Origin of the sequence: Peribacillus sp. FSL P2-0133 (assembly GCF_037975445.1) — a bacterium.
GTDB classification, from domain to species: domain Bacteria; phylum Bacillota; class Bacilli; order Bacillales; family DSM-1321; genus Peribacillus; species Peribacillus simplex_E.
The window spans coordinates 873,966-896,647 of the sequence record NZ_CP150254.1 but is presented as its reverse complement, the minus strand read 5'-3'; the positions used below and the strand labels follow the sequence as shown (position 1 = coordinate 896,647).

Below are 22,682 nucleotides of genomic sequence, written 5' to 3'. Positions count from 1 at the left end.
ATAAATGGAATGGTGCAAAACGCACAAACTACAAATGGAAGAAGGTTTAGGAGGAGAATGTAATGGAACAAAAAGTAATCAAAGATACAACTAATCTTCAAAATCATAAAACGGGTGGTTTTTTCAATCGAGTAGAGCGAATAGGAAACAAGATCCCCCACCCCTTTATCTTATTTATTTATATGATTGCCTTTTTATTTGTTGTAACCGCTCTCTTATCAGTTTTCCATGTTTCGGCATCGGACCCCATAAGTGGAGAGAAAGTGGAAGTTCAAAACCTCTTAAGCCGTGAAGGCATCCAATGGATTTTGCCGAATATGATTAAAAACTTTTCCGGCTTTTTACCACTGGGATCTATTTTAGCTCTTATGCTAGGAGTAGGATTAGCAGAAAAAGTTGGATTGTTAGAAGTTTTGATTCGGAAAATGTCGTTAAAAGTCTCAGGGAAATACGCTAGTTATTTAGTTGTATTTGTTGCCTTTTTTAGTCATGTTTCTTCTGATGCTGCGCTTGTTATTATGCCTCCCCTTGGTGCTTTAATTTTCCTTGCTGTGGGACGTCACCCTGTTGCTGGGTTGCTCGCTGCCATCGCTGGGGTTGGTTCAGGTTTCACCGCCAACTTATTAATCGTCACAACAGATGTCTTGCTTTCAGGAATTAGTTCGGAAGTAGCGAAAGGCATGAATGCAAATTTGACCGTTAATGTTACTGATAACTGGTTCTTTATGGCGACTTCCGTTCTCGTACTAACGGTAGTTATATCCTTGATTACAGATAAATTCGTCGAGCCGCGCTTAGGAAAGTATGAAGGTGGCGGCCAGCATAAAAAATTGGAGCCATTAACGAAGCAACAAAACAAAGCACTCCTGGCTACAGGAATTTCAGCATTGATTTTTATAGCTGTTATGGCCGTTCTAGTCGTTCCAGAAGGAGCTCTATTGCGAAATCCAGAAACTGGAGCCATTCTCCCCTCTCCATTCATGTCTGGAATTGTCGCAATCATCTTACTCTTCTTTTTTACAGTTTCTATTACTTATGGAGTTAAGGTGGGAGCAATCAAGAAACAAAATGACATTCCGGAATTATTGGTGGACCCAATTAAAGGAATGGCCGGATTTATTATTATGGTTTTCCCGCTTTCCCAGTTTGTCGCTTGCTTTAACTGGAGTAATATGGGTAAATTTTTGGCTTTATCCATCACAGATCTCTTGGAACAGCTAAACATAGAAGGTGCACCTGTCCTAATTGGGCTAATGTTCTTATCTGGACTTCTTTCCATGTTCATTGCCAGCGGATCTGCAATATGGTCTATATTGGCACCCGTTTTTGTCCCAATGTTCATGGTATTAGGCTATCATCCTGCCTTCGCCCAAATGTTGTTCAGGGTAGCGGATTCATCTGTACTGCCATTGGCACCTGTATCTCCATTTGTCCCGCTATTCTTAAGTTTCTTACAAGAGTATCGAAAAGATGCAAAACTAGGAACTTATTATTCTCTTATTTTGCCTTACCCGATTATCATCTTCATCATTTGGACGCTATTGGTAGTCGTTTGGTATTTCCTTGGCCTCCCAATTGGTCCCGGAGTATATCCGAAATTACCGTAATTTGAAAAAATCTCAAGTGCCCCGCATGCCCCTTATCCGACTTGAGGGGCTGGGCTGCTTGGTCTGGACACCAAATCGTATTATATGAATTATCATCAAATAAATTAGGAGTGAAACGAATTGGATATTATTTCTTTAAGACGTGATCTTCATCAACATCCAGAAGTTGGATTTACGGAATTTCGAACTGCTTCAAAGGTAGTGGAAGCACTAACTTCTCTGAAATATAACGTGATATTTGGAAAAGATGCTTTAGATGGTGATTCTCGCCGGGGAGTCCCCCCTATAGAAGTATTAGAGGAAACATTTAATAGAGCATTACAAGATGGCGCCAATCCAAAAATCCTCCAAGAAATGGAGGGTGGATATACTGCCGTCATTGGTATATTAAAAGGAAAAACTGATGGCCCAACCGTAGCTTTCCGCTTTGATATGGATGCATTGCCTGTTACGGAAAGTACTGATTCTGACCACTTCCCGCAAATAAACGGTTTTCGTTCCAAATATGAAGGGAATATGCATGCCTGTGCACACGATGGCCATACAGCAATTGGCTTAGGACTTGCTGAAAAATTAGCTGATGGGAATTTCGCAGGAACGGTAAAACTTATTTTTCAACCAGCTGAAGAGGGAGTACGCGGTGCCTATTCAATGGTACAAAAAGGGATTTTGAATGATGTGGATTATTTATATTGTCTGCACCTTGGCACAGATGTCCCCCTAGGAGAATTTCATGGTGGTTCTTCCGGCTTTTTAGCAAGTACGAAAATGGCCGCCCATTTTCATGGGGTATCTTCTCATGCAGGTGCTTCTCCGGAAAAAGGGAAAAATGCATTGTTAGGAGCAGCCACCGCATTATTAAATATACATGCCATTCCAAGATTCAGTTCAGGTTCTACCCGCATAAATGTAGGTATTCTTAACGGAGGAACAGCCGCTAATATTATTCCAGCGCATGCAAAAATGGTCATTGAGACCCGGTCTGTATCCGAAGAAACAAATGCTGAAGTGGAGCAACGTGTTCGAAATATCGTGGCTCATAGTGCAGGTATGCATGAGCTTGAACATGAAATTGAAATTATAGGTCAAGCAATTACGATTCGTTGTGATCAAGAACTTGTCGAACTGGCCATGGAAGAAGCCAGGAATGTAGATGGTTTTTCAACAATCAAAGCATGCAGGGAATCCGGTTCTGCAGGTAGCGAAGATGCAAGTTTTATGATTCGAAGAGTACAGGATATTGGCGGAAAAGGGACATATATGATTATTGGGACTGATATTCCTGCACCACATCACCACCCTAAATTTGATATTCAAGAAGAAGTTTTACCAAGGAGTGCAGAACTTTTGAATCTAATTGCAAGACGCCTATTAAAATAATTCTTCAGAATATATATAGGAAGGAAAGAGTGTAAAATGACACATGTAAATAGATTATCGGAAATCATTGAACAAAAAAAAGAAAAATTCATTGAAGTCAGTGACTGTATATGGAATTTTGCAGAAACACGCTTTGAAGAATATCAATCTGCTGAATTGCTATGCAGCACGTTAGAAAACGAAGGATTTTCTGTTGAAAAAGGTGTTGGAAACATAGAAACGGCATTTATCGGTAGCTTTGGGACCGGTAAACCTATTGTGGCAATCATGGGAGAATTTGATGCGCTATCAGGTATGAGTCAAAAAAAAGCTACAGCTAAACAAGAGCCAATAGTACAAGGTGAAAATGGCCATGGATGTGGTCACAATTTACTTGGTACGGGATCTTTAGCTGCAGCTGTTGCTGTGAAGGATTATATGGAAGAGAATCATATAAATGGGACAGTTCGTTATTATGGATGTCCAGGAGAAGAAGGCGGATCAGGCAAAACCTTCATGGTCAGAGAGGGTTTGTTCGATGACGTTGATTTTGCATTTTGTTGGCACCCACTGGATGTTAACGGCGTTATGTCGATGGATTCGCTTTCCAATTTCCAAGTGTATTATAAGTTTAAAGGCAAAAGCTCTCATGCAGCAGCATCACCACATTTGGGACGGAGTGCTTTAGATGCCGTAGAACTTATGAATGTTGGCGTGAACTATTTAAGAGAGCATATTATTCAAGAAGCAAGAGTCCATTATGCCATAACGAATTCAGGTGGATTATCGCCTAATGTTGTCCAACAAGATGCAGAAGTTCTTTATTTATTACGAGCTCCAGAAGTTTCACAAGTTCAAGATATTTACTTGAGAGTTTGTAATATTGCTAAAGGAGCTGCCCTTATGACAGGAACTGAATTGGAAATCGTTTTCGACAAAGCCTGTTCCAATGTTATCCAAAACAATGTACTAGAATCCGTCATGTACAAGAATTTTCAAGAATTAGGTATTCCACAACACGATGATAAGGAAAAACAGCTTGCCAAAGAAGTCCGCGCCACCTTAACCGAACAAGAAAGGAACGGTACAATCAATCCTTTTAAAGATAATCAAGATGATGCATTGGCAAATTGGTTAGAACCCATCGAGGGCTCCCAAGCGCCATTAACAGGTTCCTCGGATGTGGGAGATGTTAGTTGGATTGTTCCTACTGCCCAATGCACAACAGCTTGTTTTGTTCTTGGGTCACCATTGCATAGCTGGCAGTGGGTTACACTGGGATCAACATCCATTGCCCATAAAGGAATGCTTCATGCTGGCAAGGTTATTGCGGCAACTGCAGTAGAAGTGCTTCAAAATCCGGAATTAATTGAAAAGGCAAAAACAGAGCTAAAAGAACGATTAAAAGGGAAAAACTATATCTCCCCTATTCCGCAAGATGTAAAGCCTTTAGTTAAAAGATAGACTAGATTGGTGAGTTGCTGTAATCGTCAATTGTCCGTAGATATATGGTAATTTAGTTCATGGAAACTTATTAAGTATAAAAAGGGGTTCGGAAAACATATCTTTCATCAAAAGATGTTCCCAAACCAACACCTTCAACTCCTCAAGTATGGTTTTTATCTATATGTTAGAACAAAGTTGATTGGAGAGAAAGGTGCGAGACTCCTGCGGGAAAAGCGCGTCTAGGGAGACCCCGCAGGCGCAAGCCGAGGAGGCTCGCGGACCGCCCGCGGAAAGCGAGTGCCTGGATCGGAAATCTACGTCCAAATTGTACAAGCCATAAAAAAACTGTGGTAAACTCGATTTCTTCGAATTTGTCTACAGTCTCAGGGATCTTCGATTGGAAGGTCCCTTTTCCATTTTGGCTTTTATTAACTCTCGGAAACCTCTAAGTGTCATAAAAATTAATGGTAAGAAAGCTTATCCCTTCATATTCAACAGATATCCTTCAATATCGTTCTTGCTTTTTAATATAACTATTAGCTTTTCAGGGTCACTCTTTTGAAGTTCTGCAAATCTCTTATTCATTTCTTTCTTGCGAGGAAAGTAGGTGGTCATGATAAATTTAACAAACTGCCAGTCTAATTTTTCATTGCAGCCTTCGCCCATATCAGGTCTTGTTTTACCTAGATAAGATAACCAACGTTTTATAACACGGTAAAGGCAAACACGGAGAGGAAGTTCTAAATAAATAATCGTATCGGCAAGCTCCGAACGTAAATTAAAAGAATTACTATAGTTGCCTTCCATTATCCACTTGTCATGACTCAATACTTCCTTCTGAGCAGAAATAAAATCCTCTAAGGGAGCCTCCACCCAGCCAGGCCTCCAGTAGAATGTATCCAAATGATGTACTTCGATATCCAAATTATCTCCAAGTCTTCTTGCAAAAGTGGATTTTCCGACACCCGCGGACACTCCGATAACCATGATACGTTCCATTTATATACCAGCTTCCTCACTTTATTAATTGAAATAACCAGTAAGTCTACCAAATATATATAACCTTTAATATCCGTCTTCCTCTGCACTTCCCTTTTAGTTCCATAGAAAAGGCGACCCTTCTTGAATGAAGAATCGCATCAGTTATAGAAAAGATAGTATAGTTACTGCGGTGTCCTGTCAATGAACAAGCCTGACTTATATTATATCTCTATTAAATCAGTTGCCCTAAATGTTTCTTTGCCTCGTAATCAACAAGTTTTTCATCCTGCTTAATTCGTGCCAGATAATCCGGGTTGGCTATAAGCGGACGTCCAATCGCCGCAACGTCAATAATGCCTTTTTCCAGTGCGGCTTCTGCGGTTTCAGGATCAAGCCCCCCTACACCAATTATGATTCCATCCCAGTGGCTGCGTACCAATTCATGCATCGTCAATCCTCTTGCAATCGGTTTGGTAAATTCCATCGTGGATGGGTGAATCATTTTGACTCCTGTTTCATTGAACGCTTCAATAAATGTTTGGATCGCTTTTTCAGGGTCTTCCCACATGTAAGACGGCTGGTCAATTTTCAAAGCCGAAAAACGAATAAGGGTACGTTCCACTCCAACCGCATCAATAACTGCTTTTAGCACTTCCTTCATAAAAGTCAGACGCTGTTTTAAATCACCACCGTACCGATCGCTCCTTTTATTGGAGGTGTCAGAATTGAACTGGTCTATTAAGTAGCCGTGTGCACCATGAATTTCAACGCCGTCAAAGCCAGCATCCATTGCATTCTTTGCAGCTTGTTTATATTGGGTCACAACTTCTGCAATATCCGTCTCTGTCATTTCTTCAGGAATGTCAAAAGGTTTACCGAATCGGGAAACCTTACCTTCTGCAGCGATGGGTGACGGAGCCTGCGGAGGAAGTCCTCCTGCAATTTCATGGTGACTTGCACGGCCCACATGCCAGATTTGCGCAATAATCGTTCCGCCTTCTGCGTGCACTGCTTCCGTTACTTTTTTCCAGCCGTTGATTTGCTCTTGAGTATATATTCCGGGAACTCCAGGATTGCCCTTTGCTCTTGGTGAAATCACTACACCTTCAGTGATGATAAGTCCGATTCCATCTTGAGCCCGTTTTCGGTAATATTCTACGGTCAGGTCATTCACAACACCAGTTTCGTTATCGGCAAACGACCGTGTCATAGGAGCCATTGCCGTTCTTGTTTTTAAGTTCCATGCACCTATTGTTACAGGTTCAAACATTTTGGTTTTTATTGTATTCATTTGAATTCCTCCTGTTAACCGCTTTACCTAGGCTAAATTTTAGTAACTATTACTGTGTAAGATTATCCGATAAGTGGTTGATTTTCAAATAATTCACTCTGTTTTTATAGCTTTCGATAAAATGTGGTAATAAAACCCAATAAAAAAAACGATTTATTCTCGGTGTTATTGTTTTTTCCAAACAAAAAGCCAGACAGAGAAAATTTTTTCCCTGCTGGCTAATTTATATTTTTTCATTAATATCTTATTAGTCTCGTGCTGTCCTGATAAAAAATGACACGATCAAACCAATGATTGCAAGGACGAGACCGAAAATAAAGGCATCTTGAACGCCTGCAGTCAATGAACCGCTGATGGCAGATGGATCGAACGGATCTTCTGCATTTGCCATATAATTTTTTTGGGATGCTGACATGATTGTAATGGCAACGGTTGTACCGATGGCCCCCGATACTTGTTGCAATGTATTCATTAGAGCCGTTCCATCCGGATAAAGATTTTTCGGCAGTTGATTCAGACCATTTGTCTGGGCCGGCATCATGACCATCGAAACACCAATCATAAGGAGGGTATGCATGACGATTACCATAATGATCGTCGTTTCAGTCGTTACGTTCGTCAAAGTCCATAACATGACAAGCATGATAATGAAGCCTGGGATCACTAACCCTCTTGGCCCGAACTTATCAAAAATGCGCCCAGTAACTGGAGACATAATACCATTAAGCACTCCACCCGGTAATAGTACAAGCCCAGCAGAAAACGCAGCTAATGCAAGACCGGTTTGCAGGTATAACGGTAAGAGAATCATGGATGACATGATGATCATGAAGGTGATGAAGACGGTTATTAACCCTAACGTGAACATCGGGTATTTAAAAACGCGCAAATCAATCATCGGTTTGTCCATGTTGAATTGCCTCACAGCAAACAGGAATAGCGCTATAAGTCCAACAATGATCGAAGATAGAACTATCGCGTTGCTCCATCCTTGCTCTCCGACAATACTAAAGCCATAAACAATACCCCCAAAACCAATGGTCGATAAAATAATGGATGGTACATCGATTTTAGGTTTGGTTATCGTTGAAACGTTTTGCATATATTTGAGACCGAATAGTAAAGCGATCACAAAGAACGGCAAAGACACCCAGAAAATGTAATTCCACTTTAGGTTTTCGATAATCAAACCTGAAACTGTCGGTCCGATGGCTGGGGCAAACATGATCACCAGCCCCATCAATCCCATTGTCGCTCCCCTTTTATGAATAGGGAAAATCAATAAAATGGTATTGAACATGAGAGGTAATAAAAGACCCGTTCCGATTGCCTGGATGACACGAGCTAGCATCAAGATGCCGAACCCAGGTGCAATTGCTGCAATGAGCGTCCCAATGATGGAGAACACCATTGAGGCAATGAATAATTGACGAGTATTGAACCACTGAATCAAGAGTCCTGAAACGGGAACCAATATCCCCAATGTTAATAAGTAACCCGTTGTCAGCCATTGCACGGTGGAAGGACTGACATTGAATTCTTGAATTAGATCCCCCAGCGCCATGTTTAATGCCGTCTCACTGAATAACCCAATGAACCCTGCAATTAAAAATGCAATTAATATAGGGGTCGTTCTAATGACTGGGTTTTGTTGCTGTGTTGCATCTGCAGACATAAAATAATTCCTCCAATTACTAACTGTTCGACCTAAGCTTAAGATAATTTTTCCGCATGACTTATTTATTTATCAGCAATAATGGTATCTGTTCCGCAATGGCTTGGAGAGGTTCCCCGTTTTTTGCCGTTAAGGATAAAAGGATACCGCCCTCAATTAAAGCATTAATTACGATACTCAATTCTTTTGCCCGTTTCTCACTGAATTCCGCCTCGAGTAATTTCTTCACATATATGGATTGCCAATCTTCTATCGCTTCTTGACAAGCCGTTCTTATCTGCTCACTCGTCGTATATGTTTCCGCTGCAATCGTCCCGATTGGCAGTCCTAATAGATTTTCACTATCACCAAATACCTCGGATAAATGAAAAATATGAGACTGAATGGCTTTGATAGGGTCTTCAATTTCATCAAATCCCCGTTTAATTTCATCTATCACGAATTCTTTTGTATGAATAATCGCCTCGATCGCCAATTCTTCTTTGCCTTTCGGAAAATAATGATACAGCGAACCTTTTGGGATGCCACTTTCCTCAATAATGTCCTTGAGCCCTACACCGTAATATCCACGTATCCGAAAAAGTCGGGAAGCAGCCTCAATAAGAATGTCTTTCGAGTTTCGTTTTTCTGCCATAGCTGGATCACTCCTTGAAATTATATCAACCGGTCTATTAGAGACTATACTTGGATATCATTGTTTTGTCAAAAATGACAAAGCCTATGAATGGAATATGCTATTGAACTCATTGAAAACAAAAAGAACACCTCATAATGGTGTTCTCTGCAAGTTTAAAAAATCGAGGAATCAATACCTACAATCTGCTACTTTTTTAGAACGCTTCCATTAATAATCAAAATAATCGGCCGGCCATCGTTATCTTCAAGGATTCTTGTCATGATTTTTGAAATCAAGAATAGCAATTACAAACATGCCAAAGCTTAGCATTAGGGAAATAACTTCGAAAGTACCCATTCATACATCGCCTCCTTATATCCAGCTTTTCCTGATCAGAGATTGTCCTATACAAGAAAAAGATGAAGCAGGGGCTTTTAAACAAAAAAAGCAAACCCATCAGGGTCTGCCCTCGTACTTAATTCTTATGATTGATCGTTGAAACTTTCTTTTCAAAAGACCGATTACTGTTAATAACCAAGTTTTTTTTCCACAACGTTCATTAGGGGTTTACCGTCAGAAAAAAGCTTTAAATTTTTCAAGAATAATTCCATCACACGATCTAGGTATTTGGAAGAGTTGTAAGCATTATGTGGGGAAACCATGACATTTTCCAGCTGCCAGAAAGGGTGATCCTTAGGTAAAGGTTCTACTTCAAACACATCTAGAGCCGCTCCTGCTATGTGCCCATTGCTCAAAGAATCAATTAAATCTTCATCCACAATCGTATTACCGCGGCCGACATTAATTACATAGCTGCCTTTTTTCATTTTATTTAAGCGTTCTTTATTAAAAAAGTATGAGGTATCTTTTGTAAACGGGAGTGCCAAGACGACAAAATCGGACTTGGAAAGGACCTCATCCACTTGATCCATACCCATTATCAAATCCGCAGGTTCATATACTTTGTTCCTCTTGGAGGGATTCCGGCGGCACCCAATAACGGTCATACCCAGTGCTTTACATCTCTTCGCTATCTCATAGCCAATATCACCATACCCAATTATCCCCACTGTCGCATTTTCAAGATCTTTCACAGGAATTTCAACCCAGGTTTTGTTTATTTGATTTCTGATCATTGTCGGTACGCCTCTTGCTAACGAAGATAGCATCGCAATTGTATGCTCGGCTATCGGGACAGATGTGCAGCCTTTGACATTGGTGATGATGACATCACTGTTCTGTATATCTTCATTCAGCATGGCCTCAACCCCAGCACTGTCTGAATGGACCCATTTAATCCTTGGAGCTTTTTTTATAATGTTAAGATTATCATGAAGCCCCAGCGTATAAAGGACATCAAACTTTGATAAATCAACTGTTGGCTGTGGTTCAGGTTCGCCGAATTCCCATGGCTCGACAACAACTTCTGAACAAATCGCCTTAAACTCATTGATGTATTTTTCCGGTATATCGACCCTGATATAAAGTGAAGGTGCTATTTTCTTAGAACCAGACATTATAAAACCTCCTCAAGAACCTCCGATTCCCTTTTCCCTCTTTTATGGGAAGGCAATCCGTTGCGATTATACCATGCCGTGCTTTATGATCATTTCAAGAAATCTGGTTGCTCTTTTCTGATTCTGTCCCAAAGAGGCTGAAAACTCAGCCAACCCTCATATTCCGTTCCCGTTTGTTCTGCCGTTAACTTTGCATACTCTTCTTCTATAAAAATCGGGTTACCTACAGATTCAGCCATTATCTGTGCTTGACATGAACGTTCCATCGTTATGAACCACCAAGCAGCTGAATCTGCAGATTGGCCCACCGTAAGCAGACCATGGTTGCGGAGGATGACAGCTTTGTGTTGACCTAAAGCCCTAGCGATGCGTTTTCCTTCTTCAGATGCATAAACCACACCAGTAAAATCATCGAACAATGCATGGTCTTTATAGAATTGGCAGGCATCTTGCGTAATCGGATCTAGCAGTCTCCCTAAAGAAGACCATGTCTTTCCATATACCGAATGAGCATGTGCCGCTGCAATGGCATCCGGTCGTGCTTTATGGATTTCCGAATGAATGGCAAAGGCAGCACCATTCACCGAATGTTCCCCCTCTACAATATCACCTTTATGATTAACCAATATAAGATCGGAAACGGAAATTTGACTAAAATGCATCCCAAACGGATTGACCCAGAAATGGTCTGTATATTTAGGATCGCGGACCGTAATATGGCCAGCTATCCCTTCATCGAAACCAAACTTTGAAAAAAGACGGAAGGAAGCTGCCAACCTTTCTTTCCGGTGATTACGCTCTTCTTCCAGTGTATTGAATGTCGCGGGTTGCAGGGAAATTATCTTTGTCATTTTTCTTTCCTCCTCGATTCTTTTTCCTCATTTTTTCCCTACCATCAATTAGCCAGGGTGTCCATGTCCGCTTTCTCCTTTACATCTTGCTTTACCTCATTATTGGGGCTAAGGAAAGTAAGGGTAGTGATCACGACAAAACTAGTAGCGAGTCCGTATAGAATGGGTTGAGTGGAGGAGGGTCCTTTAATGACCAATCCAACAATAATAACGATCATGCTAGCTAGAATGGAGTAGAATGCCGCTTTAGCCGTGACTCTCTTCCAAAAGAAGCCAAGAATGATTGGAAAGAACACAGCGCCGGATAAGATTGCGTAAGCTACATCCAGTGCAACTAAAATATCTTGTATCCATATCGCAACGATTATGGTCAATACACCAATCGTTAAAGTAGTATACCGTGATGTTTTTAAAAATTGTCGTTCACTCATTCCTGGGCCGATGTATTTTTTAATGATGTCATTAACAACCAAAGTGGATGAAGCCAGCAATGTTCCTGAAGCAGTGGACATTAGGGCTGAGGCCACACTTGCAATGACAACCCCCAATAGGCCAGCAGGTAGAGTTTCCATTGCTATACTAGTAAATGCATTTTGTGGATCTCCTAAATTAGGAAGAATAATAAAAGCGCACATTCCTATGATACTTATTGCAATCGCGTAAAAAACACTATATATTCCAGCTCCAACCGTACCGCCACGAGAGACCGCTTTGGTTCGTGCGGTAAAAAGACGCTGCCAAATATCTTGTCCAACAACTACACCTAAAGTAAAAAGTAAAAAATATTGAAAAATGGTCTCTCCGCCAATGTTGCCTAACTCAAAATGTGATGCAGGGAGATTTTCTTTAAGTGAGCTCCACCCTCCTGCCTTAGAGATACTCATTGGGAGCATGATAAAGAAAATCCCGACCGTCATGATGACGAATTGTACTACATCAGTCATGGTGACTGACCACATTCCTCCTAATATTGTATAAAATAAAACGATTCCACCTCCGACTATCATGGAAACTGTTAAATTCCAACCAGCCAAAACATGTAATATCGTCCCCATCCCGATCACTTGCGTTACAGTCAGCATGAATGTATAGATAACCGAGACCAAGGCACTTACCAATTGGGTTTGAGAATTGTAACGCTTCTCAAGCATTTCACTGATCGTCAGTACTTTTAAATCAAAGATCTTATTCGTTAAAAACAACCCGATTGCGATAATCCCGAGCCCAATCATCACCACTAGCCAAATACCGGATATCCCAAACTGATAACCTAACTTTGCTGTTCCTAGAGTAGAAGCTCCCCCTAATATCACAGCAGCTAAACAGGATAAATACATAAAATGACCGAGATTACGTCCTGCCACAATGAAATCATCTGCTGTCTTTGCCCGTTTGGATCCGATTACTCCCACAATGATTAAAACAGAAAAATATAGAATCATGATCGATATATCCAAAATATGCATTTATACATCTCCTTTTGGGCTTTTTATGTTCTATCGCTTTGTAAAGAGGGAAGGAAGGGATTTCACCGATACCTTCCTTCTTTCCAGTAAAAATGAGGAATTAATTGTTAAGCTGTGTTTCCAAATCTCCGGCTCTCTCTTTTTTCTCCAGTTTCCCTTTTTTTGCGAGAGCGATGAGTGTGATGAATTCATAGACAATATTAGCTGCTGCGGCAGCCGTGATTTGTCCATGATCATATGCAGGTAAAACCTCAACAAGATCGAATCCGACAAAATCTATATTCGTCAATCCTCTTACTAAGCTTAAAGCATCATCAATGCTGGCCCCTGAAACTTCCGGTGTCCCCGTTCCAGGTGCATAAACGGGATCTAAAAAATCAATATCAAAAGATAAAAAGACAGGCCCGTCAGCAACTCGCTCGTGAATGACCTCTAGCATTTTTTCGACGCCGATTCGTTTATAATCGTTCGTCGTATAAACACCCAAGCCTAAATCCCGAGCATCCTGAAGGTCTTCCGGCCCGTAAAGACCACCCCTCATACCAATTTGGAGAGATCGCGATACATCGATGAGACCCTCTTCTATTGCGCGGCGAAAAACGGTGCCATGATTGTACTTTTGATCGAAATAACTATCCCAAGTATCTGAGTGAGCATCGAATTGAAGCAGGGCAACCGGTCCATGTTTTTTTACGATTGCACGCAGCTCCCCTAGAGTGATAGAATGATCGCCCCCTAATGAAATGGGAATGATCCCTTTTTCAATGACAGGAGTAAGCTCTTCCTCGATCTTTTTATACGTTTCTGAAATATAGCCCGGAATGATCGGAATATCCCCATAATCAATCCCTGATATGTAATCAAAAATATTAATATCTTGTTCTGGATTATAAGGGCGTAAAAGGATGGAAAAATCGCGAATGGCTTCTGGTCCGAATCTCGCACCCGTTCTAAATGATTGCCCGGAATCAAATGGAATTCCCGTAATGACAAAATCCATATGTTCATCTACCCGTTCAACAAATGGGAGCCTCATAAACGTACGCACTCCACAAAAACGGGGTGATTTGAATGAGTCTTTCGGTTGATACTTCATCATGTAACATCCTCCTAAATTCTAATTCTGCTATTATTATTTTTCACTCCACTGCAATGGCAGATGCCATACAAACTTCCATCCAAATAGAATGGACATATACAACACCTTGTTTGGAAATTCTCTTCTTACCTTTTACTTAAGCAAGATTCAGGCCAACTATTTCGCTGCGGTATATAAGGCTTTTCATTATTTTGTTTCATCAAATGATTAAAAACTTAATCATTTTCTTGTTTTTTGATTTAATTTTTGATTATTTAGACTATTTGATTTATATTTTAATTAAACAGCATCCCAAAACCGAAAGGAGCGGAATGTATGTACGACGACATGCTGGAGGAAGAACTAAATAAGATTATTGAAACATCGAATAATAACATTCTCATTACCGATCAAGATGGAATCATTTTATATTCCAACCCAAAGCTTTGGGAGATTTATGGTATGGAAAGTGACTCTTATATCGGTACCTCCGTCTATCAATTAGAAAGCGAGGGCCTTCTCACACCTTCCATCAATGCGATTGTTTTAAAAGAAAAGAAAGCGAAGCGCATAATGCAGGAAACGAAAACGGGTCATGTTGTCATGTCGACTGGCTATCCCATTTTTAATAAGGAAGGACTACTCGTTAGGGTAATCAGCTATGGTCAGGATCAAACCGAGATCCTGCAATTGCAGGATCAATTTGAACAATTACAACGAAAAGTAAAAGGCTATCAAACGGAAGTCGAGGATTTAAGAGAAAAGGAACTGGATTACCATTATTTGATTGCTAGAAGTAATGAAACGAAGCATATTTTAAAAACGATCCATAATGTTGCAAAAACCGATGCCACGATTCTCTTATTAGGACCTTCCGGGGTAGGGAAAAGCACTTTTGCCCGTGCTGTTCATGACCAAAGCAACCGAAAGAAAGAACCTTTTATCGAAGTGAATTGCAGTACGATACCTGATAGCTTGTTTGAATCGGAAATATTTGGCTATGAGCCGGGATCATTTACAGGGGCAAATAAACAAGGGAGGCAAGGCCTGATTGAGCAGGCTGACAGCGGAACTCTTTTCTTGGATGAAATCGGGGAACTCCCACTTGCCATGCAAGCTAAATTACTGAAAGTATTACAGGAAAAAAAGATAAAGCGCATCGGTGGAAAAAAAGAAAACCATATTAACTTCCGCCTGGTTGCAGCAACTAATCAAGATTTGAAGGAGATGGTAAGTCAAGGTAAGTTTAGATTGGACTTATTTTATCGTTTGAATGTGATTCCCATCCAAATTCCGGCATTACATGAACGTAAAGAAGATATCCCTCTCTTAATTCAGCATTACTTACAGAAAACCAGTGATAAATACCAGAAATTCAAAAAAATCCATCCATCGAGTTATGAAGTTTTGACTCATTATCATTGGCCCGGAAATATACGGGAATTAGAAAACTTAATTGAACGGTTGATCCTGACCATCGAAGAACCAATTATATTTCCCGAACACCTTCCGCAATCCATCACAGGGCAAATTGAACAGCCTGAAGACTCCAACTTCCTTGCAATCGAACAGGATTGTAAAGAGAATTTCGATTTAAAGAAGACACTGGAAAAGGTTGAAAGGCAACTGATTGCAAAAGCATGGGAAAAATGTAAAACCACATACGAAATGGCAGAACATTTGGGCATCAGCCAGCCAACAGTCATCTATAAATTAAAGAAATACAAAAAGTATTTGTAATTTCATCTGGACTAGAATCCCTGCTGACCTTGAATGGTCCTTAACCTTTAGTCATAAATGAATTCAAGCTAAGGGCGCTTTTTGAAACCTTATATGCCGGCAATTCAAAGTGAAAACTTTGAATCGGAAATAAGGCCAATTAAAAAGCCCTAAACATTCAATCAAAAAAAGTCCACATTCAAGATGAATGGGATTCACAAATATCATTTACGTTTCCATATTATTACGGTTAAAGTTTACATTAATTAAACGAATGATAGTCAGTGAAGCTTCTGCAACACCTGTTAGCGACCATTCACAGGAACGGTAAACACAGTGTTGGTTCCATTCACTGTGAATGACCCTGAATTTTTGTTACTCATAAGCGGAAACCGGTTGCCCCCACTATTCCTGTTGGACCGGTTTCACCTGTTATTCCTATCGCTCCTGTAACTCCGGTTGTTTCTCTGCTTTATAGACTCAATAATTCATACTGAAAAATTCATCCTTGTATGTTTCCCCAAAAATGGGTTTTTTCACATCTTAGTCGACATGCAAAAAGGCTCCCATAAATGGAAGCCTTCAATTACTAACATAGCAATCTTGTCAAACATTTTATGCATTCAAGCTTTTTTCCAATTTGGAACCGCAAGATTCGCGGATGATCAACTCATCTTCCAGAACGAATTTTTTCTTTTCAATGGTTCCGCCTTTCATTAATGTCAGCAATAGGTTCGTTGCCTTTTTAGTATTTTTTTTGACCATCAAGCAATATAAGGATCGTCGTCAAATAAAATCGATTTCATTTCTTTCAGGGGTTCCACCTGAAGAAAAAGGTGAACACCTAACCTGGCGCACGAATCGTAATCAAATCCCAACTGGGACCGGTCTTGGTTTCAGATAAACTAACCACTACTTTAAAGACATCTTAATGGTATTTTTAAATATTAATATTTCTAAACTTAATTGATTTTATCTTAGGAATCCTAGCCATCCTTAGAACTAAACCACTTATTAGTTCATAAATATTAACATACTAAACGACCTTCCTGCTCTCCCACTCTTCACTTTTCCATCAAAGACACCATTCTAAAAAAATATTTTACTATATCAGCAGATTAGGAATAACATAAACCTATTTTGAGATGATTCCATCAACAAAAAGAGGCACCCATAATGGGAGCCTGAATTTTTAGTGAAGGTAAGCTATTGTATGTGAACGGCCACCATTCCGCATCCCTATGCGACACGATAGTTGAGAAATGTGATATTCCACCCAGTAACTTAACTTTTCTAATGTACGGAATCTAAAAAAAAGGATAGTAAGTTATTTCACTGCCTTTTTAATAGCCTTCACTTCATATAATGATCCTTCCGAACTGACGATATATTCAGGCTTTGGTTTCCCAAGGTTTGCTTTATGGCCTGCGATATGGGCTTCACTCTTTTCCCACTGCTTCCAATGCGCCTCCGACTCCCAATTGATCATAATGATGACCTCTTCATCGCCGCGTCGCACTTTTTTCACCTAGTCGATAACGATGCTCATTATCAATTATTGCGCCTTTGACTTGGGGCCTCAGAACTCTAAATCCCAAAAACAAAATAAAAAATGAATCAGAAAGTCATGCAGATCTTCCTGACCCATTTTTTATTGTCATTCACCTTTTATCTTTAAGACTTTTGGGAACATAGTCATTAAGTTTGTTAAATAAAGAAGTAATATAGGAGCTCAGTTCAAATCGATCATCCTGAACAAATTCAATTAACGACACTCCATCCTTTTTCATATCTTTTCCCCCTTTTAGTATTATCCCGGTGCATGAACATTTCAGTCACTAATACCTGTGTATCCCGCCATTAGTCCACTTACATCTACTCTCCATCGTTTTCTTTATTTGATTATACAAGAAAGCGCTTACAATGTAAAATATTATAATACTATAGATTGCTATTTAATTAGAATGTTCCAGTTATATAAAGCTTCATCTTCATCATATTTAAATTATCAAGCAGTGCTGGCTTTTAGGTGTACTTTCAATATCATTACTACTTGTCTTGTTCACAGTGTATGAAATTTCATGAAATGCCCTTCAATATTTCAGTTAAACGAAGGAACTCTTCCTTATCACGATTTCTTAATGAGTCATCGATTTCTTTTTCGATTTGTGCTCTCCGGTAATCACTAAGGGCCTTTTTTAAAACCATTTCAGCCATCTCTTCAGGTTCAAGCGATGTTCCTGGCAATTGCTTCTCCATACGAAACCAACTCCTTAACCTTTTTTCTATTATACTAAATAACTTGGAGATTATTATTATTTCTTTAAATCTTATCCTTTCCTCTTTTTCATTTCCTTATCCACATGATTTCCACTTTGCCACTCTTCTATACATAAAAAATTCTAAATGTTTTGAGTTTAATTCTCCACCTTAGTTAAGACTTTTTCATTTTATCCGGGAAGATTAAATCATTATTCCCATTACTTTAGAACGAATTATATTCCAATACAGGTGATGAGAGCTATGTTATTCGCTTCATTTTTTCAGAAAAATCAGAAATATATTGACCGGTATGGAAAGGCCCTCTAAAATAATCTAAATAATCCATTTTTTTACTTATATTCCTTAAGCATCATTATTGTTCATTTCAGCTTTATTTATTGCTGTAAACAATTTTGATGAAATACTACGCATTAAAGGAGCATTTCCATGAAAAAAAGTCGCGTTCTTTTCGCTAGTTTAGCTGGTTCCGTTATTGAGTGGTATGATTTCTATTTATACGGGACAGCAACAGGCCTAGTTTTTACAACTCTATTCTTTCCCAATCATGATCCTGCGATTTCACTTCTTCTCGCCTTTGTCACTTTCGGGGCTGGTTACGCTGCCCGGCCAATCGGAAGTATCCTATTCGGCCATATGGGTGATCGCATCGGACGAAAGGCAGCACTCATGTTCACCCTTATTGGTATGGGAGGGAGTTCAATGCTTATCGGTGTTCTTCCCACTTATACCCAGGTTGGGTTGGCCGCCCCCGCCATCTTGGTGGTGCTGAGGTTGATTCAAGGAATTTCCTTGGGAGGTGAATGGGGCGGAGCCATCCTATTGGCAACGGAATCTGCTCCAAAGGGTGTCCGTGGGTTATATGGATCCATTCCCCAACTAGGGGTCCCCATCGGTTTGGTTGCCGGTTCATTCAGCCTAACCCTTATCAGTTCCTTGACAACCGATGCCCAATTTTTAGCTTGGGGTTGGCGGATTCCATTTCTTTTAAGCGGTGTTCTGATCGCATTGGCAATCTGGGTAAGGAGTGGCATTGAAGAAACGCCGGAGTTCCAGCAGCAGAAAGATAGCGGTGATCTTGCGAAGGTTCCCATTATTGAAACGTTGAAACACGATTGGAGAAGTGTGCTGCAAGTGATCGGACTAAAAATTGGGGACGGGTTCTTCAATGTATTCATCATGTCCTATGTTCTCGTCTTTACTACACTGTATTTTGGTTATTCCAAAGATTCAGCCCTTACCGGTTTAACGATTGGCTGCGCTACAATGCTAATTACCATTCCTGTCATTGGTTACATTTCAGATTTCATCAATCGAAAAATCATCTATTTTGGGGGCCTGATTCTCCTTTTCGTCTTGGCCATCCCATATTTCACAATGATTGGGCGTGGGGTTGGCTGGTTCTACATTATGCAGGCAGTTGTACTCGGCGTCATCTGGGGAGCCATTTTTTCTACACAAGGGACATTATTCTCAGAGCTCTTTCCAGCCAAGGTCCGTTATACTGGATTATCTGTCGGTTATCAGGTCGCGGCAGCCATTGCAGGTTTCGGTCCGCTCATCTGGACTGCCATGGCTGAATCATATGGCCCATCCCCTTTGGTATTTGGCGGATTCATGATGGCAGGTCTCGCAATTTCCCTGGCGCTTTGTATATTATCACCGCATTTCAGCAGAAGGATGGAAAAGGATAAAACACTCAAACCACATGAGCTGGATTTGAACTGATTATAAAATCTCTGGCATGAGTAATAACAGAGGCTGCACGTCCTATCACGGACGAGCGGCCTCTGTTATTTTGAATGCATATACCTCGCTATACTTCCTTGCTTCCTACAATATCCAAAAGATCAGAAAGCGTCCGGATTTCATATGTGGGCTTGATTCCCAGATTATTATCCTTTTGATGGGGATTGTACCAGCATGTATCCATTCCATAATTCAAACCGCCCTGTATATCTGATGTCAAGGAGTCACCCACCATCAACGCTTTCGATATATCCGTGATCTTTAACTTGGAAAATGCATAATCAAAAATCCCTCTATCAGGCTTCTGAAACCCAGCCTCTTGTGAAATTATCAAAGTCTCAAAGGTATTGCAAAGGGGTGACCCCCCGATTCTTGCTGTCTGCACTGTTGTGAAGCCATTTGTTATAATAGCCAGCCGGCATCCTCCAAGCTTCTCACAAACCTCTAAAGCCCCGGGCAGAAGATGTATTTCCTTTCCCAAATGTCCAAGGTACGCACCGCTGAACGCATCCGCATCGATATCAAGCCCATGCTTCAGGAACAATCGCTTGAACCTTTCCACTCCCAGATTTGTTAAATCAATACGCCCCTGTTCCAAGTCCCTCCATAATACCTGGCTGATTTCTTGGTAGCATCCCGCATAATCCTCCGCCCCTGTGGGCAAACCGAACTCCAAGAAGACTTCATGCAGTGCTTTTTTTTCCGATATCCCAAAGTCTAGCAATGTATCATCAACATCAAATAAGATAATCTCGTATTTCATCGCTGCCTCCATAATCATTTTAGTCCAACTTAACACATTTCCTTTAGTTACGTATTAATTATGCAAATTCATGGTTGAAAACTACAAAAAGGATAGCTTTTAAAGGCTATCCTTTTTTGTATGGTTCTTTATAGAAGACGCACCCCAATTCTTTATCGATAGTCATAGAAGTTAAGGCGAATAGGACGGTTTCCAATACCACGCTTCCATTGATCAAGAAGTGATTATTCGTTTAACCGGCTCTTCTTCCTGAACCATTTGTTGGTCTTTTCTTGTAAAAGCACTAACAGCCAGCATGACGATAAGGTTAAAGGTAATGGCGACGATCCCTATATCAAGATCCTGTATGAAATGTGGTGCCTTCGGTAATAAAGTGGCCATTGTTGCCTCTGCCAGAGTAAAGTAAGCGACCAACACCACCCCTAAAATCATTCCTGCAGAGGCCCCCGCTTTACTTACTGGATTTCTCTTAAGCAAGCTGAATACTAAAGGCGGGAAAAGCTGCAGGACAAAACTGTAAGCCATGGTCAGTAACGCAATCATCGTATTACCTCCATAGAATGTAAAGATTAAGGAGACCAATGATACGATTGGAACAAATATACGGGTTAGTTTGGCAAGCTGTTCATTCGATGTGTCAGGCTTAACGGCTTTATAAATATTCTTTGATAAAATCGTGGCTGCCGTCAAAATTAACATCGAGCATGGTACAAGGGCTGCAAGCATGCCTGCTGCTCCGACTACGCCAACAATCCAGGGCGGGAAAGCATCTTTCGCGATTTTAAATAAGGCAAGGTCGGTATCTCCGCCTTGTAGATTCGGTATCTGCAAAACCGCCGTAAAACCGATAAAAAGAATGAAAACCAGAATGATTTGATACAGAGGTAAAATGGCAGAGTTTTTCCTGAGAGCCGATTCGTTTTGGGAAGATAAACTCGCTCCAAAGCAATGCGGCCACATATATTGGCCCAATGCGATGGTCAGGCAAAGGGAAATATACCAAGAGATGCTAAACCCTTCATCCGGAAGCAATAAGAATCCCGGTTTTGTTGCTTCAAGAGTTTCGAACATTGGTTGTATTCCACCGAAGTAATGTATTGGCAAATAAATGCCCAAAAACACAATTACGACAAGAATGAGGATATCTTTCAATACTGCCGTCCAGGCCGAACCATGAATACCTGACACATATACAAAAACAGTTACGCAGAGCATTCCGATCCAAACAGCAACCGTTGGGGGAATCAATCCATATGATGCTTCGGAAACGATGATTTGAAAGCCTTTTAATTGTAATACGATATAGGGAATCATTGATAGGACCCCGATAACAGCAACCAGAAGTCCCAATGGCTTACTATTATACTTTTTTGTGAAAAAGTCAGATTGCGTCAGCACATTATGTTTTTTTGCATAGCGCCAAATAGGGGGTAAAATCCAGAAAGGAACGATGTAAGTAAGAGCACAAAATATATAGATAGTGGGACCGCCCATACGGTATGCCGCTCCGCTGGCGCCAAGAAACACAAAAGTCGAAAACATCTCTCCTGCCATCAGAACGAACATGATTAAAGAACCGAAGTTCCTCCCCCCGACTGCCCACTGGTCAAGCTTCATTTCGCGCCCCTTTTTTGCGCGGATACCTAAGTAAAAAGCCAAAACAAGAGTCATGATGATGATTAATATGGAACTGTTCATTTATTCTCCTCCTGTCTATCACAGATCACACTGCTAATATAAAGGCAGATGGATGTCAAAATAAGCCAGGCTGTGGACCAAAAGATAATGAAAGGCAAACCGAATATATATGGCTCCACACGGTTAATCACGGATAATGAGCCAATCGCGGGTATGACGCTGAGCAGCACAATGATTTTCTTCAAATTGAAGTCCCCCTCTTAATAAATCTGTTAATGAAACGACTGTGAAAGCGCTTAAAAAAATGGGTTATGCACCTTGTTCCTTAACCACCTTCACAATGGCAGTAGCTTCACTACTAACCTCAAAAAAAGAAACAATATTACAAATTTTCAAACTGCTATTATCATTTTCTCTCTAATTAAGGTTGCAGGTCGGATTCCAGTGTAATCACCTTTTCCCTGGCTTACATTTAGCATAAGAGACAAAATTATGCATCATCTGTTATGTCATTTCCTTATGCCTGGAATCTATTATAATGGATGAACTTTATCCCCCCTTCCTTTTATTATTTGCAAGAGTTATGCCAATCGCTTTTATTCATGACCATTCACCTATAACTCTTTTAATACTAGTGATTTAAGAA

18 protein-coding genes and 2 pseudogenes are annotated in these 22,682 nt (G+C 40.4%); 5 read left to right on the top strand and 15 right to left on the bottom strand.

Annotated elements, in window-relative coordinates; all coding sequences use genetic code 11:
• The first annotated feature begins 62 nt into the window (after positions 1 to 62).
• The 3 genes from MKY17_RS04330 to MKY17_RS04320 all read left to right on the top strand — a co-directional run bounded on the left by MKY17_RS04330 (position 63) and on the right by MKY17_RS04320 (position 4,430).
• Positions 63 to 1,607 (top strand): AbgT family transporter, encoded by a 1,545-nt coding sequence (locus MKY17_RS04330; protein ID WP_098370910.1) that lies wholly within the window; start codon positions 63 to 65, stop codon positions 1,605 to 1,607.
• A 120-nt stretch (positions 1,608 to 1,727) separates the two neighbouring features.
• Positions 1,728 to 2,987, top strand: a complete 1,260-nt coding sequence (locus MKY17_RS04325) for an amidohydrolase (protein ID WP_098370909.1) — start codon at positions 1,728 to 1,730, stop codon at positions 2,985 to 2,987.
• 36 nt (positions 2,988 to 3,023) lie between these two features.
• The gene (locus tag MKY17_RS04320; protein ID WP_098370908.1) at positions 3,024 to 4,430 is read left to right on the top strand and encodes a M20 family metallopeptidase; all 1,407 of its coding nucleotides are present in this window, start codon (positions 3,024 to 3,026) and stop codon (positions 4,428 to 4,430) included.
• A 459-nt stretch (positions 4,431 to 4,889) separates the two neighbouring features.
• On the opposite strand, the gene MKY17_RS04315 is transcribed toward MKY17_RS04320, so the two are convergent.
• The 8 genes and pseudogenes from MKY17_RS04315 to speB all read right to left on the bottom strand — a co-directional run bounded on the left by MKY17_RS04315 (position 4,890) and on the right by speB (position 13,908).
• Complete coding sequence (locus MKY17_RS04315) at positions 4,890 to 5,411, bottom strand: topology modulation protein (protein WP_098370907.1); 522 nt, start codon at positions 5,409 to 5,411, stop codon at positions 4,890 to 4,892.
• Between the two features lie 214 nt (positions 5,412 to 5,625).
• Positions 5,626 to 6,672, bottom strand: a pseudogene (locus tag MKY17_RS04310) (alkene reductase); the annotation flags it as partial.
• Positions 6,673 to 6,931: 259 nt separating this feature from the next.
• Positions 6,932 to 8,359 (bottom strand): MDR family MFS transporter, encoded by a 1,428-nt coding sequence (locus MKY17_RS04305; RefSeq protein WP_098370905.1) that lies wholly within the window; start codon positions 8,357 to 8,359, stop codon positions 6,932 to 6,934.
• A gap of 61 nt (positions 8,360 to 8,420) precedes the next feature.
• Positions 8,421 to 8,993, bottom strand: coding sequence for a TetR/AcrR family transcriptional regulator (locus MKY17_RS04300; RefSeq protein ID WP_098370904.1), 573 nt, complete (start codon positions 8,991 to 8,993; stop codon positions 8,421 to 8,423).
• A 509-nt stretch (positions 8,994 to 9,502) separates the two neighbouring features.
• The gene (locus MKY17_RS04295; protein ID WP_098370903.1) at positions 9,503 to 10,492 is read right to left on the bottom strand and encodes a D-2-hydroxyacid dehydrogenase; all 990 of its coding nucleotides are present in this window, start codon (positions 10,490 to 10,492) and stop codon (positions 9,503 to 9,505) included.
• An 89-nt stretch (positions 10,493 to 10,581) separates the two neighbouring features.
• Complete coding sequence (locus MKY17_RS04290; protein ID WP_098370902.1) at positions 10,582 to 11,343, bottom strand: class II aldolase/adducin family protein; 762 nt, start codon at positions 11,341 to 11,343, stop codon at positions 10,582 to 10,584.
• A gap of 44 nt (positions 11,344 to 11,387) precedes the next feature.
• Positions 11,388 to 12,809, bottom strand: coding sequence for a sodium:solute symporter (locus tag MKY17_RS04285; protein ID WP_098370901.1), 1,422 nt, complete (start codon positions 12,807 to 12,809; stop codon positions 11,388 to 11,390).
• Between the two features lie 100 nt (positions 12,810 to 12,909).
• Positions 12,910 to 13,908 (bottom strand): agmatinase, encoded by a 999-nt coding sequence (gene speB, locus MKY17_RS04280; RefSeq protein WP_098370900.1) that lies wholly within the window; start codon positions 13,906 to 13,908, stop codon positions 12,910 to 12,912.
• Positions 13,909 to 14,223: 315 nt separating this feature from the next.
• On the opposite strand from speB, the gene MKY17_RS04275 reads away from it, so the two are divergent.
• Entirely contained in the window at positions 14,224 to 15,627 is a 1,404-nt protein-coding gene (locus MKY17_RS04275) for a sigma 54-interacting transcriptional regulator (protein ID WP_286176986.1), read from the top strand.
• A gap of 594 nt (positions 15,628 to 16,221) precedes the next feature.
• On the opposite strand, the gene MKY17_RS04270 is transcribed toward MKY17_RS04275, so the two are convergent.
• From MKY17_RS04270 to MKY17_RS04255, 4 genes and pseudogenes are all read right to left on the bottom strand, one after another.
• Entirely contained in the window at positions 16,222 to 16,374 is a 153-nt protein-coding gene (locus MKY17_RS04270; RefSeq protein WP_286176985.1) for a hypothetical protein, read from the bottom strand.
• Between the two features lie 559 nt (positions 16,375 to 16,933).
• A pseudogene (locus tag MKY17_RS04265) lies at positions 16,934 to 17,146 on the bottom strand (antibiotic biosynthesis monooxygenase); the annotation flags it as partial.
• A 121-nt stretch (positions 17,147 to 17,267) separates the two neighbouring features.
• Complete coding sequence (locus tag MKY17_RS04260; protein ID WP_260398103.1) at positions 17,268 to 17,396, bottom strand: hypothetical protein; 129 nt, start codon at positions 17,394 to 17,396, stop codon at positions 17,268 to 17,270.
• Positions 17,397 to 17,685: 289 nt separating this feature from the next.
• Positions 17,686 to 17,865, bottom strand: a complete 180-nt coding sequence (locus MKY17_RS04255) for an IDEAL domain-containing protein (RefSeq protein ID WP_098370899.1) — start codon at positions 17,863 to 17,865, stop codon at positions 17,686 to 17,688.
• Between the two features lie 450 nt (positions 17,866 to 18,315).
• Between MKY17_RS04255 and MKY17_RS04250 the strand changes: the two genes are divergently transcribed.
• The gene (locus MKY17_RS04250) at positions 18,316 to 19,614 is read left to right on the top strand and encodes an MFS transporter (protein ID WP_098370898.1); all 1,299 of its coding nucleotides are present in this window, start codon (positions 18,316 to 18,318) and stop codon (positions 19,612 to 19,614) included.
• 88 nt (positions 19,615 to 19,702) lie between these two features.
• On the opposite strand, the gene MKY17_RS04245 is transcribed toward MKY17_RS04250, so the two are convergent.
• From MKY17_RS04245 to MKY17_RS04235, 3 genes are all read right to left on the bottom strand, one after another.
• Positions 19,703 to 20,398 (bottom strand): YjjG family noncanonical pyrimidine nucleotidase, encoded by a 696-nt coding sequence (locus tag MKY17_RS04245; RefSeq protein ID WP_098370897.1) that lies wholly within the window; start codon positions 20,396 to 20,398, stop codon positions 19,703 to 19,705.
• A 213-nt stretch (positions 20,399 to 20,611) separates the two neighbouring features.
• Complete coding sequence (locus MKY17_RS04240; protein WP_098370896.1) at positions 20,612 to 22,096, bottom strand: sodium:solute symporter; 1,485 nt, start codon at positions 22,094 to 22,096, stop codon at positions 20,612 to 20,614.
• Positions 22,093 to 22,281, bottom strand: a complete 189-nt coding sequence (locus MKY17_RS04235; protein ID WP_089363537.1) for a DUF3311 domain-containing protein — start codon at positions 22,279 to 22,281, stop codon at positions 22,093 to 22,095. The genes MKY17_RS04240 and MKY17_RS04235 overlap by 4 nt, the downstream gene beginning before the upstream one ends.
• Positions 22,282 to 22,682: the final 401 nt, after the last annotated feature.

Coding starts and splice junctions, on each gene's coding strand:
- MKY17_RS04330 (WP_098370910.1), top strand. CDS start 63: ATGGAACAAAAAGTAATCAAAGATACAACTAATCTTCAAAATCATAAA.
- MKY17_RS04320 (WP_098370908.1), top strand. CDS start 3,024: ATGACACATGTAAATAGATTATCGGAAATCATTGAACAAAAAAAAGAA.
- MKY17_RS04315 (WP_098370907.1), bottom strand. CDS start 5,411: ATGGAACGTATCATGGTTATCGGAGTGTCCGCGGGTGTCGGAAAATCC.
- MKY17_RS04305 (WP_098370905.1), bottom strand. CDS start 8,359: ATGTCTGCAGATGCAACACAGCAACAAAACCCAGTCATTAGAACGACC.
- MKY17_RS04300 (WP_098370904.1), bottom strand. CDS start 8,993: ATGGCAGAAAAACGAAACTCGAAAGACATTCTTATTGAGGCTGCTTCC.
- MKY17_RS04295 (WP_098370903.1), bottom strand. CDS start 10,492: ATGTCTGGTTCTAAGAAAATAGCACCTTCACTTTATATCAGGGTCGAT.
- MKY17_RS04290 (WP_098370902.1), bottom strand. CDS start 11,343: ATGACAAAGATAATTTCCCTGCAACCCGCGACATTCAATACACTGGAA.
- MKY17_RS04285 (WP_098370901.1), bottom strand. CDS start 12,809: ATGCATATTTTGGATATATCGATCATGATTCTATATTTTTCTGTTTTA.
- speB (WP_098370900.1), bottom strand. CDS start 13,908: ATGATGAAGTATCAACCGAAAGACTCATTCAAATCACCCCGTTTTTGT.
- MKY17_RS04275 (WP_286176986.1), top strand. CDS start 14,224: ATGTACGACGACATGCTGGAGGAAGAACTAAATAAGATTATTGAAACA.
- MKY17_RS04260 (WP_260398103.1), bottom strand. CDS start 17,396: ATGAAAAAGGATGGAGTGTCGTTAATTGAATTTGTTCAGGATGATCGA.
- MKY17_RS04255 (WP_098370899.1), bottom strand. CDS start 17,865: ATGGAGAAGCAATTGCCAGGAACATCGCTTGAACCTGAAGAGATGGCT.
- MKY17_RS04250 (WP_098370898.1), top strand. CDS start 18,316: ATGAAAAAAAGTCGCGTTCTTTTCGCTAGTTTAGCTGGTTCCGTTATT.
- MKY17_RS04245 (WP_098370897.1), bottom strand. CDS start 20,398: ATGAAATACGAGATTATCTTATTTGATGTTGATGATACATTGCTAGAC.
- MKY17_RS04240 (WP_098370896.1), bottom strand. CDS start 22,096: ATGAACAGTTCCATATTAATCATCATCATGACTCTTGTTTTGGCTTTT.